Genomic DNA, 13,825 nt, shown 5'->3' with positions numbered 1-13,825 from the left:
CTTTATTTTGAAAAATAAGATAAACTATTTTTCTAGAAAGATGAGGTTCGAGTTCATCTTTGGTAGGTTTTGTGTCACGGCTCTTCGAAAGCTCTCTAAAACACTCCAAAAATACTCAATTTTCTACTTTTCAACCACTGCCGTGAGGGAGTGTATTTTACATAGGAGCTTAGAATGGCTTTATTAGAGGGAACCGTTAAATGGTTTAACAACGAAAAAGGTTTTGGTTTTATCCAACCAAATGATGGCAGCAAAGACGTATTCGTACACTTTCGCCAAGTAAACAGAACCGGTTACGGTCGTGTATCTTTGGCCGAAGGTCAAAAAGTAACGTACGAACTAGGCGAAGGTCCAAAAGGTCCTCAAGCCGAGAACGTAACAGGTCTGTAAGCCTTTTAAGAGGGAAGCGATTCCCTCTTTAAAAATCGATACGAAAATCGACTCCCTTCTCCCACTTTTGATTCGACGTTGATCGCAATGTCGTATTTATCGCAAATACTTTTCACAATACTCAAACCGATTCCGAATCCGCCTTTAAAAATATCCCCTCGATAGTGACGCGTAAAAATCTTATCGATCTCTTTAATACCGATACCGTAATCTTTCACTTCAAAAACGATACCCTCTTCGCAGGGATAAAGAAAAATCTCGATCGTGCTTTTGGGATGAGAATATTTAATTGCGTTGGTAAGGTTGTTGTCGATGAGGCGTTGCAATTCGATACGGTTCATCGTAATAAACAGCTCCGGAGCGATCGTCGCTAAGAGCGTAATCTCTTTAGACGCGGCGAGGGATTCGAAGTAGCTGATACGATCTTCCAAAAAAATCGAAAAATCCAGATATTCGTGCGTGTAGGTGATGGTTTTATTTTTGATGAGGTACTCCAAATCGTCATAAAGCGTCGCAAGCGTCGAGAGTGCGGCCAAAGAACGACTGAGGCGTTTGTCTTTGTATTTACTGTTTAGACCTTCGATATTAAGTTGCATGATGCCTAAAGGCGTTTTAAGTTCGTGCATCACGTCGGTAAAAAAGAGGTTCATACGAGCGGAGGTTTCGATGTAGGGTTTTAAAAGCATCTTCATCAGCAAAAACGAAATTACGAACATTCCCGCCAATACCACGCCGATCATAATCAAACTATCAAAAATAACCTGCGAATACGAAAGCTCTTTTTGTACGACGAGAAAGCTGACATGTAAAGGATTGTCCAGTAACGTTTGTTTGTAAAAGAGCGACTGACCGCTTTTGTAAAAAGCGTCTTCAAAGAGGGGGATCGGCTCTTCGATCAACGAAAATACGATACGGTTGGAAGCATCGAGAAGTGCACCTTTGTAAAGAATCGAACGCGGAAAAATAAAGGTTTTTTGCATCGGAGAAATAGCGTAAATGCTTTTTTCGACCTCTTTGGCATAGAGCCGTAATTCGCGTTCTTGGTTAAATTGCGAAAGACGTAATGAAGCGGAGAGATAATTGAGCGTCGGAAACAACACGACTAAAAGCGTTAGAAACGTGACGGCAAGGGCAAAGATAAGGACGTTATGCGTGGCATTTTTCAATTTTATATCCTATGCCTTTGGCGGTTACGATGAGCTCTTTGTCGGTTTTGTCGCGCAACTTTTTGACCAGCATACGAATGTCGTTGTCGCCTACAGCTTTGTCTTCCCATACGTAGGCATGAATGTTTTCGGTCGAGATATAATTACCACGGTTCTTGACCAGCAAAAAGAGGAGTTTTTTCTCGTATTGCGTCAGCGGAATTTGCATCGCGTCAAACCATAACGATTGATCTTCCAAGCGATAGCTAAAACCGTGGCAAAGCGTGATGTCAACAGTCGTTCGCATATGGTAAGCATTTAATGCCTGCGTAACGCGGTATTGAAGCTCTTTGAGCGAAAAAGGTTTTCGGATATAGTCGTTACATCCGAGCTCATAACCGAGGCTGAGGTTGTTGATGTCGGTAAGCGACGTGATAAAAATAATCGGTAGATCGAGTTTGGCTTTGCGAATTTGTTTTAAAATCTCGTAACCGTCGACGTGGGGAACGCGAATATCCAAAAGTGCCAGATGGTACCGATTTTCAAACAGGGCGTCCAACGCTTTTTGTCCGTCTTCAAACGCGTCTACGGCGTAACCCATCTCTTCGAGGGAGTCTTGAATACTCTCTTTATAGGCATAGTCGTCTTCAAGCAGTAAAATTTTCATCGAATTAAAACCTCTTGCGTCGTTTGGGAAGAGGGCATCAGCGTTTTAGTATGCATGCTTTGCGGATGAGGGGCTAGCGTCGCGCGCAAAAGCAGGGAGTCTTTGAGCAGCGACTCGTCAAACCAAACACCGACGTAACCGATGGGTTTGGATTCGATGTCAAAGAGCGGCGTAAATCCGAATAACATACCGTCGATGCGCGCAAATCCCTTATCCAACGTTTCGGGCGTCGCGATGGTGTATAAAGCGGTGTGGCATGAAGCGGGGCAACTGCTATTCACGACGACGAAATCGTTGATTTGTTCCAAATCTTTCATCCACGAGCCGATTTCCAAGAAGTCGCGATGCATCAAAACCACAAAATCGATTTTTTTATTTTTAAGGTTTTGCGCGATCTCTTCAAAGCCTAAAATGACCTCCAACGAGCCGATAAAAACGCCCCGATCGAAAATCGGCGTCAATGCTTTGATATTGAGGCGTTTTCCAAGTTCGATCGCGACCAAAGGCGTTTGCGTTTGATGAAGCAAGGCAATGCCTTTGCGCCATGAGGCAAGTTCGTTACCGTAGTCTTCATAGTCCCAGCTCCTGACCCACGCTTTGGCGTCTTTGGTATGAAACTGGACTTCCATATGCTCCATTTGAAGGTACTGCTTCGTCTTGACAATTTCTTGGTTAATAACGGTAAAAAGTGCATGCCGATCTTCGTGCCGATAGGCTTCTTTGATCGCTTCGTTTTGAGAAAGCATCAATGCCACGCTGAGAGCGAGTTGTTTTTTATGGGAGATCAGCTCTTGGGTAAGATTTAAAACGCTCTCGACACTGTTTTTGGCGTCTTCGACGTAAAGGTTGTGGTTAGTTCGATAAATTAAAAAGCCGATGATGAGCATCGATAGGCTAAAAAGTGCCAACAAAAGGGCGTAAATGCGAACGGTTTTGATGGCATCTCCTTTTGTCTATAAAGATGAAAAGCATTATACCGAAAAACGTCCTGAGCGTTTTTGACGATAAATTGACGATAAATGTTTATGATTACAATAGTCTAAAAATTTAAAAGGAGGCAGAAATGAAAAGATTATCTTTAGTTTCGGCGGCATTGGCGTTAACGTATGCAAGCGGGCTTTTTGCATTTGATGTGGGTGAACTTGCTAAACGAAATTATCAGGGATTTAAACCGATTACCGTGAAAGAGTGGCAAGCACCTGATGAAAAAACGATTCCTGATAATATGTTTGGGGAGTATGTTCGTTACGGCAAAGCCTTAGTTCAAGAAACGTATAAATACATTGGACCGGAAGTTGCCGATCCAAAAATGCGTTATGCTGGCAATAACCTTGCCTGTAACAGTTGCCACTTAGATGCAGGAACAAAGAAATATTCTGCGGGATTTATCGGTGTTTTTGCAAATTTCCCTCAATACCGTCCTAGAGAAAATACGATTGGAACTATCGAAGATCGTATTAACGGCTGTATGCAACGTAGTATGAACGGTAAGCCATTGCCGGAAAACTCTAAAGAGATGAAAGCGATGACGGCATATATGTATTGGTTATCACAGGGGATACCTGTCGGTGCTAAAGTTGAAGGCAGTTCTTTGATGAAAATTGACCGTAAAATAATTATGAGTCGAGCGGCTGACCCCATCAAAGGAGAAAAGGTATATCAAGAGTATTGCGCTTCTTGTCACGGTGATAACGGACAGGGTGTGAAACGTGAAGGCAAGGCAAACGGTTATGAATATCCGCCGCTTTGGGGTAAAGATACTTATAATACGGGTGCCGGTATGTTTAGATTGATTAAAGCTGCCGATTGGATTGCTACTAATATGCCTTTAGGTGCGACCAGCGATGCAAAAATTTTGACGGACGATCAAGCTTATGATGTTGCCGCGTATATTAACAATTACGACAAGGTACGACCGATTAAAGCGAATAAAGAAAAAGATTTTCCTGACGTAATCGTCAAAGCTGCGGATACCGATACGCCTCCATATGCTGACGATAAAAATCGCCATCAGCATAAATTTGGTCCTTACAAAGGCATTATTATTCCCGCGAAAAAAGCCGAATAATCCTTCCGAAAAAGGGCGATTTAGGTCGCTCTTTTTTTAAAAAGAACCGTTAAGTTCAAAAGAGAACGTCGCGTTAATGATTTTGTGATACTATTGCTTTTTGCTAGAGCATCTATTTTTACATGCAAAGAGAGATCATGACGCGCGATAAACTTGCTAACGATAGCCAAACCCTACACCGTTTTTTACAATTGCATTGCGATAAAGAACACAACGACGTTCCCAAAAAAGAGGGTACGTTACAGGTTCGTTTTCACGAAGAGAACGTATGCGAAGTGCCGTATCGTTTGTGCGAAGAGTGCGAAACGCTTTTTTTGTATGCCTATGAGAGGCTTCGAAACTGTACGCAAGAACCCAAACCCAGTTGTCGCAAATGTCTCAATCCGTGCTATGAAAAACCGGTGTGGAAAAAGATGGCGAAGATTATGCGTTACAGCGGTATGCGTTTGGGATTGACCAAGATGCGCCAATTTCTTTTCAAGTAAATGCTTCCGTATTTAAGCCATAAAGCGTCTATGCGCGCTTGTTATGGCGAAGCGTTGTACACTATTCCCGTCAATGTGGAATTTGGTTGCCCCAACCGTGAAAAAGACGGAAGCGGCGGCTGCTCGTTTTGCCCCGAACACGGAAGCCGCGCAGCTCAAATCGCCGATGCCAAAAGTGTCGAAGAGCAGATCGAAAAAGCACTTGCTTTTGCGAAAAAACGTTACAACGCTCAAGCGTTTGCCCTTTACATTCAAGCCTACACGGGCACTTTTGCCTCGTTGATTCGGCAAAAAGAGACCTACGCCGCCTTGCTTTCGCTATACCCTTTTCGAGCTTTACATGTCGGAACCAGACCTGATTGTTTGAGTGAGGCGACGTTAGCCTATTTGAGTGAACTCAACAGCACGATCGATGTGGTCGTGGAGCTTGGCGTTCAAAGTTTGCACGATGTAACGCTTGAAAGTCTCAATCGCGGGCATACCGCCGCGTGCTCTTTGGATGCGCTAAGGCGTTTACGCGCCAAAGGGTTAAAAACGTATGCGCACCTGATCGTAGGGCTTCCGAACGAAACGCCCGAGATGTGGCGCGAAAGCGTTCGAGGCGTGGTCGACGAGCACATTGCTGGGATTAAATTTCACAACTTACATGTCATCAAAAATACCGATTTGGCGCGCCAATATGCTCAAGAGCCCTTCACGCTTTTAAACGAATACGCGTATGCCGAAGCCTTGATCGAGTTGCTTCGTTACGTGCCTTCGTCTATACCGATCGTGCGCCTTGCCACCGACACGCCCGAGCGCGAATTGGTCGCTCCAAAATGGCATATGGCAAAGGGGCAATTTAGTGAATACGTCGCTCAAACGATGCGGTATCGCGGAATCTCTCAAGGCGATCGCATCGAAAACCAAAGCGCACCAAAGAGTGTAATACCGCAAAAAATAGACTTAAAAGACGGAAGTACGACTTTTTGGAGCGAAACGTACCGTGATTATTACCATCCTAAAGCGGGTGCGTACGCTCAAGCACAAAGGCTTTTTTTGGAAAAATCGTGTTTAAAAAAGCGGCTGGAACAAGGCGACGTAAGGGTATTGGAGATCGGTTTCGGGATGGGGTACAACACGCTTGAAGCTCTTAAAGTAGCACAAATCCTCAGAAAACACACCTTACATGTCAAGGCGATCGACCACGATCGTCTGCTTTTACAAAAGAGCATGGAGATCGTGCCGGAATCTTTACATGTACAACTTTTGGAAGCACTTTTTACATGTGGGAAGTATGAAGATGATTTTACGAAGGTTGAATTTCTCAACGCCGAAGCACGTTATGCGATGACGCGTTTGGACGAGTGCTTCGATGTCATCTTTGTAGACCCATTTTTAGAGAGTAACAACGCGTCGCTTGTGACGTTAGAATTTTTCCAAACCCTGCGAAAACGGCTCAAACTAGATGGCATTTTGGTCGCCTCCACCGCGTTACATGTCAGCCAAGCGGGACTCACGCTCGCAGGCTTTGACGTGCACGTTGCCAATGACGAAAACAGCGACATCAAAGGTGTCGTCGCTACACTCTCAAAGGTGTCGAAGTCCTTACATGTTAAAGAACCGTACCGTGATCCTTACGGTATCTTAAGCGATAAAGAGATCGAAAGCGAACGTCAAAAAGTCTTGACATGTAAAGATTGAAGTGAAAAGGTTAGTTCTCAACTTCTATCTTTTTACGCATAAAATGTAGGTAAATTGATGGATAATATAATAAACTAACAACAAAAATAAAAAGGAATACAATGGGGTTATTTGGTCTTTTTGATAATAGAGCTGATGAACTTTGTAAAGCATCACGGAATGGTGCTATTGCACTTGTAAAAAAACTTTTAGAAGGCGGTGTTAACGCTAACAAATATGGAAATGATGGGAAAAGCAGCTATAAAAAACTTCCTATTTCGTGTGCAATAGAGAATGGTAACTTAAATGTAGTCCAGCTTTTATTAGACTATGGGGCAGATCTTGACGAAGGTCGTCCGTTATATATAGCAGCGGCTGAAGGGAATATAGAAATATGCAAGCTTTTACTTGAGCGTGGAGCGTTTGTGGATGGAACATACGACACATATGATGGTAGTGGAAAAAGTGCTGAAAAATTTATGAGAACGCCATTAAGTATAGCAGCCACACATGGATATGAGTCAATAGTAAAATTACTTCTAAATAATAGAGCAAATATTGAAGGATTGAAAAATAATAAATTAGAAACTCCTCTAGCTCAAGCTCTATTGTATTGCGATAATTCAACAACTGTAGCGAAAATCTTTGTTGAACATGGTGTATCGTTGAACTTGCATTTATGTGCTGGACTTGGTGATTTGTCAAAGATGCATGAATTTATTACTAATGGAACAAGCCCAAATAAACTTGAATATGATTCTTTTGGAGCAGGCTATTCCCCCTTATATTTTGCTGTAAATTGCAACAAATTAGAAGCAGTTAACTTGTTACTTGAAAATGGGGTAAATCCTAGAGAATCAATTTTCTCTTATCCGAATAAAAAAAAGCATGGAGAAGGAGACGGAGTACTTGCATTGGCAATTTTTAAGCATGGAAATCTTGAAATGATAAAAATTTTGATTGAAAAAGGAGCTGATATTACACAAAAGGTTTCTTATGGAAAATCTCTGAAAGAATTTGCAGTTATGCATAATAGACATGATGTCGTCAATTTTTTAAAAAATCGTATTTGACATTCGTCACAAAAGAAAACTATCTTCTCAATGTCTAATATGATTTTAATTAATGGAAAGGTAATTATGGAAAGAAAGATTGGAAAAGAATTCAACTTTCTTTCATTCAATTAAATTTTTAATTTTCTTCCGTTAAATGTCAATTTTATTGGTTAAATTCTAACTCAATCTTGTCTACAACTCTTTACATGTAAAGATAAACGTTACAAGCTTATAGTTCCTTTTTTGCTTCAACATAGCAGGGGTGATGCAAACATGAAACCCTATTACGACCATTTTTTTTAGCATGATACATGGCATGATCTGCGTCGCGCTGAATATCTGTTATAGATTTGTGATGTGTCATTTTTGAAGCTACCCCAATACTCGCCGTAATACTTATGTTTTTATCTTCGCCGATATTAGGATTTAATAGCTCAATCTTCGCACGTAGTTTTTCGGCAAAATTGACGGCACTTATATTGTCGGTATCAGGCAGGAATATTGAAAACTCTTCACCGCCGACTCGACCGATAAGATCGCTTTTTCTACAAAAATCCATGATACATTTTGAGACGGCTTTAAGAACAATATCTCCGACATTATGTCCATAGGTGTCGTTAATATTTTTAAAATGATCAAGATCGACAAAGAGAACAGAAAAGGATGTATGGTTACGATGAGATATATTAATCATCTGTTCACATACGGTATAGTAAGCGCGCGTATTTAACAATCCAGTTAGAGGGTCGTTATTTGCCAGAAACTCGAGTTTTTCATTGGCTAATACAAGTGCTCTTTCAGTGTTCTTTTGTTGCGTAATATCGGTTAAGCTTGCCATTTCTCCGACGGCAAAACCACTCTTATCTCGGATAGGTCTAACGGCAACAAGGTAAATTTTATTGTTTATCTGTATTTCGTGGTCTGGCACATCTAAGCCTTTATCGTGCATATAAAAATCGCGTTCAATATTGGCTGCGCTTTTTTGGCAAAACTCTTTTACTCTTCGTCGAAGAAGAATGTTGGGTGTAAATCCATGTAACGTTCTGAGCTTTTGATTGAAGGCAATATTCCGACCGGACCTATCGATGAGAACCATTGCTACAGGCATTAATTCAAAAAGTGCTTCAAGGCTAATATGTGTATGCAAAAGATTAAATTTTTTACTCATATATCACCTCTTATGTCATTTGATGCATTAAATTCTATCTAAATTTTGCCTAAGCATCTTGACATGTAAGAATTTTATTCTTTAACACATCACGTTATTTCCCCTAATCCTTCATTCTTTGGCATACACACTATCCTTTAATGTTGTTCATTGAGCTGTTGGATCACTTTAAGACTCAAACGATCGATCGCACTATCTCTTTGACGCAATTTCTCCACCAACAGTGTTCTTCGCTCTTCCGTAAGATTTTGCCCGGCTTTGACTTTGAGGCTCATGGACGTCGGTTCTAAAACACAAATGCCCAGTCGTTCGACCACTTTTGTATAGACAGGATTGTCCGCTTCGATAGGGTCGTACCCACCTTCAGGTTGGAGCTTTTGCATCAGCGCATTGAGCATCTCACACTTTACATGTAAATCCGAAATCACCTTCACAACTCCTACACACATCACGGAAATATAAAGCTGAGAAGCCGGACACGCCGAGCGTGTGTTGCTAAAATACGAGGGCAAAAGCGAAAGCGGTTTCACCACACTGAAACTGGCTTTGGCATTTCGAGCGATGACGTCCATCTTGCGGCCTTCGAGCGATCCATGAAATCCTAGACGGTTTTCATGCCACGCAAAATTGATCGGCACGCCGTAAGGCTTGTCGCCATCGACAAGACTGAGCGTTCCATACTCGCAACTGTTCAAAACTTCTTCGATGAGTGCAGGATCATGCACTTCAAACTCAGCTCTTCGCATGCTTTTTCTCCTAAACGGTTTGTGTTGCTTCTGTCAGATTGATTTCCAACACCGCTCTTGCCCACGGGTAGTTCTCTTTGATAGTCGTAAACGCATCACCCTCTTCTATCATGCAGGCATTGCCGCGCAGTAAAAATCCTGTCCCCATATGGTGCAATCCCTCGACCTCTTTACTGCCCACTGTCACTAAAACTCTGTTATCGCGACTTAATGCCTCTTCGATGCTGTGCATACCACCCACAGGAATAATCAAGCTATTTTCAGTAAGACGCACATACGAATGCCATGTATTGACAACGCAGGGAAACTCTTTGCCTTGAGCGACGATGGCGACAACGCCCTCTTTTTGCATCACACGTTTGAGTGTGTCTGAAATCATACGAACTCCTTTTGATTTAAATTGTGGTATTATAATCCTAATCTGTACTCTTCACAAGAGCCAGTTTTTGAAATATTTTAAGGGTCAGTTATGTACGATCTTAACCAAAATAAGCCACTTTACATTCAACTCTACGATGCGATCAAGCACGACATCGTCACCCATCAGCTCGAAAAAGGCACCAAACTCTCTTCGGTGCGTAAAATGGCAGTTCAATACGCCATCAGCAAAAACAGCGTTTCGCTAGCGTATCAGCAACTTTACAGCGAAGGGTACATCGAAAGCGTGCCCAAAAGCGGCTATTTCGTCGCCGACATCGTACACGAACTCACCCCCACAGCGCGCTCTTCGCCCATGCAAGAGACGCCATCTGAGCCATCTATTCGTTATGACTTTTTCCCAGCAAGACTCAGTCCAGACACCTTTCCACTCAAACTGTGGCAACGCCTTTTTATCAAAGCAATGAAAACACCGCTCGATTTTGGTGCGTACACGAATAGACAAGGAGAGGAAGGGCTTCGAAGTGAGATAGCACGCTACTTGATGCATTCACGTGGTGTGCTTTGCGATGCTTCACAAATCATTCTTTGTGCAGGCTCTAGCGATGCGATGCGGCAGATCGCAACCCTTTTTCAAACGCACTTTCATGAAATCGCCGTTGAACATCCTGGATACCCCGCGGCAGGGACTATTTTTAAACAGTACGGCTATGCCATTGCACCCATTGAGGTCAATGCGAGTGGTCTTAACATAGATGCGTTAGAGCAGACAACGGCAAAGATGGTTTACATCACCCCATCGCACCAGTACCCCACAGGCGTCAGTATGCCCATAACGCATCGTATGCGGTTGTTGCACTGGGCAAAACGGGAGGGAGGTGTGATCATTGAAGATGATTATGACAGCGAACTGAGGTACCAAAACCGTCCGATTCCAGCACTGCAAGGACTGGAAAACGGTGCCAATGTCATTTATATGGGAACCTTCTCCAAAGCACTTTCTCCTGCTCTTCGGGTGAGTTACATCGTTTTGCCGCATCGTTACTTGGAAGCCTACACCACGATGTGTCAGATGAGCCATCAACGCTGTGGCGTGGCACTGAGTACGCAAAAGACGTTAGAGCTTTTTATGGCAGAGGGGCATTGGGAGCGACACTTGCGTAAGATTCGCACGCTCAATCGTAAAAAACATGACCTTATGCGCAATAAACTCAAAAGCATGCTAGGCGATCAGATCGAGATCATCAGTGAAGGTGGAGGTTTAGCGATCATCATGCGTCCAACGGTTGCGATCGATCTGCACCGTTTGCGTGAAAATGCCCTTAAAAAGGGTATGAAACTCTATTGTGCGAGCGATCTTTACGGTGAGACATGGGAAGCGATACGCATGGGGTTTGGAGGACTGAGGGAAGAAGAGATCAGTGATGCTATAGAACTTCTCAATACCATTTGGATAGAAACGTTGGCACGGTAAGCTCTACCGTAATGGTATCGCACGGTACGCAAATAAGAAGAACGATATTTTTAATGTTTGCCTGAGCCCTTTTGAAAGTTTAGCTTCCTCCTTTTTTCATAATAGATTCTTATTGATTGTTTTATGCTATATTTTATCGTCATATTTTTTTATATATAACTATTTTAAGGCAATAATGAGCTTTTGTAAACTCAAAAAATAAAGATAAAAGTCGTCATTAAAATTTACATAAAATTTACATAGCTTTTCTAAGATTGCACTATGAAATCTTATGAAAAGGATGAAAGATGACTCAAATGCTTAGTCGAAGAAGTTTTCTCAAGCTTTCTTCAACTGCTGCGGCGGTAGCAGGGCTTTCTAGCATTCCCGGCACGCTCGGGGCGATGGAAGAGGCCAAAAAGCAATACAAGGGAAACACAAAGTTTACCCCGAGCATTTGCGAGATGTGTACGAGTTCGTGTACCATCGAAGCGCGTGTCGAGGACGGTAAAGGAATGTTTATTCGCGGCAATCCCGCCGATAAGAGCCGAGGCGGTAAAGTCTGTGCAAGAGGTAGTTCTGGATTTAACCAGCTCTACGATCCGCAACGTTTGGTCAAGCCGATTATGCGTGTGGGTGAGAGGGGTGAAGGAAAGTGGAAAGAGGTCAGTTGGGACGAAGCATACACTTTCATTGCCAAAAAACTAGAGGACATCAAACAAAAATACGGCGCGCACACGGTGGCATTTACCGCACGTAGCGGTTGGAACAAAACATGGTTTCATAATTTAGCACAAGCCTACGGTTCACACAACCTTTTCGGACACGAAGCAACCTGTCCTTTGGCGTACGATTTGGCGATGGACGACGTGTTTGAGGGCGGCATAAGCCGTGACTTCGGTAAAGCAAAATACATTATCAACCTCAGCCACAACGTCTTTGAGGGTATCGTTATCTCTTATGCCCGTCAATACATGGACGCACTCGCACACGGCGCGAAAGTCATTTCACTCGATCCGAGATTTTCGACGATGGCGGCAAAAGCTACCGAATGGCATCCGATCAAACCGGGACACGATCTTCCGTTTGTTTTAGGGTTTATCAACGTTTTGATCAATGAAAATCTTTACAATAAAAAATTCGTCGAGAAGTATTGCGAAGGGTTTGAAGAACTCAAGGCCAGCGTCGCCGAATACACGCCGGAAAAAATGGCGGTTGAGTGCGATATTCCCGCCGATACGATTAAACGAATGGCGCGTGAATTTGCCAAAGCGGCTCCCAAAGCCATTTTCGACTTTTGCCATCGCGTTACCCTCACGCCGCAAGAGTTGGAACTTCGCCGCGCGATTATGATGTGTAACGCATTGGTCGGTGCGATAGAACAAGAAGGCGGTTATTACCTCAACAAAGGTGCCGCGTTTTACAACAAATACTTAGGCGAAAACGATCCTAAAGCACCTGTGCTCAAAAAACCTAAAACACCGGCATATCCGAAAGTCGAAGTACCTCGAATCGACCGTATCGGCGAGAAAGACAGCGAATTTTTCCTTTGTAAAAAAGGAAACGGTATCGTGACCCTTGTTCCGCATGCCGCACTCAACGAATTGCCGGGTGTCGGATACAAGTTGCACGGCTGGTTTATCGCCCGTAATAATCCCGTCATGACACAAAGCAATACCGAAAACGTCATCAAAGCACTCAAAGCGATGGACTTGGTGGTTGTGTTTGATATTCAAGTTTCCGATACCGCATGGTTTGCCGACATCGTCCTTCCCGATACGACGTATTTGGAAAGGGATGAAGAGTTTACCGCCAGCGGCAGTAAAAACCCAAGCTACGGCGTAGGTCGCCAAAAAGTGGTCGAACCGATCGGCGAATGTCGTCCGGGGTGGAGAGTGGCAAAAGAATTAGGCGAGAAAATGGGCTTAGGTGCTTATTTCCCGTACAAAGACATCGAAGATTACCGCTTGCAACAAGTCGGCGACAATCTTGATCTTTTGGCAAAACTCAAAGCGACCGGAAGTGCGAGTTTCGGCGTACCGCTTTTGCTTCAAGATAAGAAGAGCGTTGCGGAGTTCGTGAAAAAATTCCCGAGTGCTGCCTCTAAAGTCAATGAAGAAGGAACGATAGACCTTCCGCACAAAATCAAACTTTTCAGTCCGGAACTCGAAACCGTTTCCAAAAAAGGCGCTCTTAGTTACGAGCCTTACAAATACAAAGAAGCCGACGAGCTCTATTTTATTAACGGTAAATCTGCCGTTCGCACCAACGGTCACAACGGTAACAACGCATGGCTTAACAATCTTTTAGACGATGCGGCGGTATGGATTCACCCTAAAACGGCAGAGCGTTTAGGCATTAAAAACGGCGACAAGATCGAAGTGTATAACAAATATGCCACGCAAAAAGGCAAAGCGCTCGTGACCAAAGGCGTACGTGAAGATACCGTATTTGCGTACTTTGGGTTTGGACATATCAGTAAAGATTTAAAACGAGCTTACGGCAAAGGCGTGAACAGTAACTCGCTTTATTCGCCGTTAGTATCGCCCAATAGCGGTATGAACCTTCACGTCGTCGGCGTCAAAGTCAAAAAAGCGTAAGGTAAGGA

Annotated in this window: 13 protein-coding genes; 7 read left to right on the top strand and 6 right to left on the bottom strand. The window is 43.3% G+C overall.

What is annotated here, in order from left to right:
- Nucleotides 1–174 precede the first annotated feature (174 nt).
- Nucleotides 175–390: a cold-shock protein gene (locus UCH003_RS12455; protein ID WP_039672007.1), complete on the top strand. Its 216-nt coding sequence runs from the start codon at nucleotides 175–177 to the stop codon at nucleotides 388–390.
- Nucleotides 391–395: 5 nt separating this feature from the next.
- Here UCH003_RS12455 and UCH003_RS12450 read toward each other — a convergent pair whose 3' ends face one another.
- Genes UCH003_RS12450 through UCH003_RS12440 form a run of 3 tightly spaced genes read right to left on the bottom strand, consistent with a single transcriptional unit; the run spans nucleotide 396 to nucleotide 3,110 of the window.
- Nucleotides 396–1,556, bottom strand: a complete 1,161-nt coding sequence (locus UCH003_RS12450) for a sensor histidine kinase (RefSeq protein WP_060826749.1) — start codon at nucleotides 1,554–1,556, stop codon at nucleotides 396–398.
- Nucleotides 1,537–2,202 carry a response regulator transcription factor gene (locus UCH003_RS12445; protein ID WP_060826748.1) on the bottom strand — a complete coding sequence of 222 codons (666 nt, stop codon included), beginning with the start codon at nucleotides 2,200–2,202 and terminating at the stop codon, nucleotides 1,537–1,539. Before UCH003_RS12445 ends, UCH003_RS12450 begins: the two co-directional genes overlap by 20 nt.
- Nucleotides 2,199–3,110: a cache domain-containing protein gene (locus tag UCH003_RS12440; protein WP_144441017.1), complete on the bottom strand. Its 912-nt coding sequence runs from the start codon at nucleotides 3,108–3,110 to the stop codon at nucleotides 2,199–2,201. Before UCH003_RS12440 ends, UCH003_RS12445 begins: the two co-directional genes overlap by 4 nt.
- 155 nt (nucleotides 3,111–3,265) lie before the next feature.
- Between UCH003_RS12440 and UCH003_RS12435 the strand changes: the two genes are divergently transcribed.
- From UCH003_RS12435 to UCH003_RS12420, 4 genes are all read left to right on the top strand, one after another.
- A complete protein-coding gene (locus UCH003_RS12435) occupies nucleotides 3,266–4,270 on the top strand; it encodes a c-type cytochrome (RefSeq protein WP_060826747.1) in 1,005 nt (334 codons plus the stop codon).
- A 137-nt stretch (nucleotides 4,271–4,407) separates the two neighbouring features.
- Complete coding sequence (locus UCH003_RS12430; RefSeq protein ID WP_039672013.1) at nucleotides 4,408–4,755, top strand: nitrous oxide-stimulated promoter family protein; 348 nt, start codon at nucleotides 4,408–4,410, stop codon at nucleotides 4,753–4,755.
- Between the two features lie 30 nt (nucleotides 4,756–4,785).
- Nucleotides 4,786–6,438 carry a TIGR01212 family radical SAM protein gene (locus tag UCH003_RS12425; RefSeq protein WP_231964782.1) on the top strand — a complete coding sequence of 551 codons (1,653 nt, stop codon included), beginning with the start codon at nucleotides 4,786–4,788 and terminating at the stop codon, nucleotides 6,436–6,438.
- Between the two features lie 101 nt (nucleotides 6,439–6,539).
- The gene (locus UCH003_RS12420) at nucleotides 6,540–7,490 is read left to right on the top strand and encodes an ankyrin repeat domain-containing protein (protein WP_060826745.1); all 951 of its coding nucleotides are present in this window, start codon (nucleotides 6,540–6,542) and stop codon (nucleotides 7,488–7,490) included.
- Between the two features lie 211 nt (nucleotides 7,491–7,701).
- Here UCH003_RS12420 and UCH003_RS12415 read toward each other — a convergent pair whose 3' ends face one another.
- From UCH003_RS12415 to UCH003_RS12405, 3 genes are all read right to left on the bottom strand, one after another.
- Nucleotides 7,702–8,640: a sensor domain-containing diguanylate cyclase gene (locus UCH003_RS12415; protein ID WP_060826744.1), complete on the bottom strand. Its 939-nt coding sequence runs from the start codon at nucleotides 8,638–8,640 to the stop codon at nucleotides 7,702–7,704.
- 137 nt (nucleotides 8,641–8,777) lie between these two features.
- A complete protein-coding gene (locus UCH003_RS12410) occupies nucleotides 8,778–9,386 on the bottom strand; it encodes a pyridoxamine 5'-phosphate oxidase family protein (protein ID WP_060826743.1) in 609 nt (202 codons plus the stop codon).
- 10 nt (nucleotides 9,387–9,396) lie between these two features.
- Nucleotides 9,397–9,765, bottom strand: coding sequence for a hypothetical protein (locus tag UCH003_RS12405; RefSeq protein WP_060826742.1), 369 nt, complete (start codon nucleotides 9,763–9,765; stop codon nucleotides 9,397–9,399).
- Nucleotides 9,766–9,855: 90 nt separating this feature from the next.
- Between UCH003_RS12405 and UCH003_RS12400 the strand changes: the two genes are divergently transcribed.
- Together UCH003_RS12400 and phsA are read left to right on the top strand one after the other, a co-directional pair.
- Nucleotides 9,856–11,238 (top strand): PLP-dependent aminotransferase family protein, encoded by a 1,383-nt coding sequence (locus UCH003_RS12400; RefSeq protein ID WP_060826741.1) that lies wholly within the window; start codon nucleotides 9,856–9,858, stop codon nucleotides 11,236–11,238.
- Nucleotides 11,239–11,525: 287 nt separating this feature from the next.
- Nucleotides 11,526–13,817 carry a thiosulfate reductase PhsA gene (phsA, locus tag UCH003_RS12395; protein ID WP_060826740.1) on the top strand — a complete coding sequence of 764 codons (2,292 nt, stop codon included), beginning with the start codon at nucleotides 11,526–11,528 and terminating at the stop codon, nucleotides 13,815–13,817.
- Nucleotides 13,818–13,825 lie beyond the last annotated feature (8 nt).

The sequence above is a fragment of the Sulfurospirillum cavolei genome, from assembly GCF_001548055.1.
Taxonomy (GTDB): Bacteria; Campylobacterota; Campylobacteria; order Campylobacterales; family Sulfurospirillaceae; genus Sulfurospirillum.
Note: the sequence above shows the minus strand (reverse complement) of the source record. Positions and strands in the feature narration are given on the sequence as shown.

Excerpts from the sequence above, each read along its gene's own strand:
- UCH003_RS12405 (WP_060826742.1), bottom strand. The coding sequence starts at position 9,765 with ATGATTTCAGACACACTCAAACGTGTGATGCAAAAAGAGGGCGTTGTC.
- UCH003_RS12455 (WP_039672007.1), top strand. The coding sequence starts at position 175 with ATGGCTTTATTAGAGGGAACCGTTAAATGGTTTAACAACGAAAAAGGT.
- UCH003_RS12415 (WP_060826744.1), bottom strand. The coding sequence starts at position 8,640 with ATGAGTAAAAAATTTAATCTTTTGCATACACATATTAGCCTTGAAGCA.
- UCH003_RS12410 (WP_060826743.1), bottom strand. The coding sequence starts at position 9,386 with ATGCGAAGAGCTGAGTTTGAAGTGCATGATCCTGCACTCATCGAAGAA.
- UCH003_RS12430 (WP_039672013.1), top strand. The coding sequence starts at position 4,408 with ATGACGCGCGATAAACTTGCTAACGATAGCCAAACCCTACACCGTTTT.
- UCH003_RS12400 (WP_060826741.1), top strand. The coding sequence starts at position 9,856 with ATGTACGATCTTAACCAAAATAAGCCACTTTACATTCAACTCTACGAT.
- phsA (WP_060826740.1), top strand. The coding sequence starts at position 11,526 with ATGACTCAAATGCTTAGTCGAAGAAGTTTTCTCAAGCTTTCTTCAACT.
- UCH003_RS12420 (WP_060826745.1), top strand. The coding sequence starts at position 6,540 with ATGGGGTTATTTGGTCTTTTTGATAATAGAGCTGATGAACTTTGTAAA.
- UCH003_RS12445 (WP_060826748.1), bottom strand. The coding sequence starts at position 2,202 with ATGAAAATTTTACTGCTTGAAGACGACTATGCCTATAAAGAGAGTATT.
- UCH003_RS12425 (WP_231964782.1), top strand. The coding sequence starts at position 4,786 with ATGCGCGCTTGTTATGGCGAAGCGTTGTACACTATTCCCGTCAATGTG.
- UCH003_RS12435 (WP_060826747.1), top strand. The coding sequence starts at position 3,266 with ATGAAAAGATTATCTTTAGTTTCGGCGGCATTGGCGTTAACGTATGCA.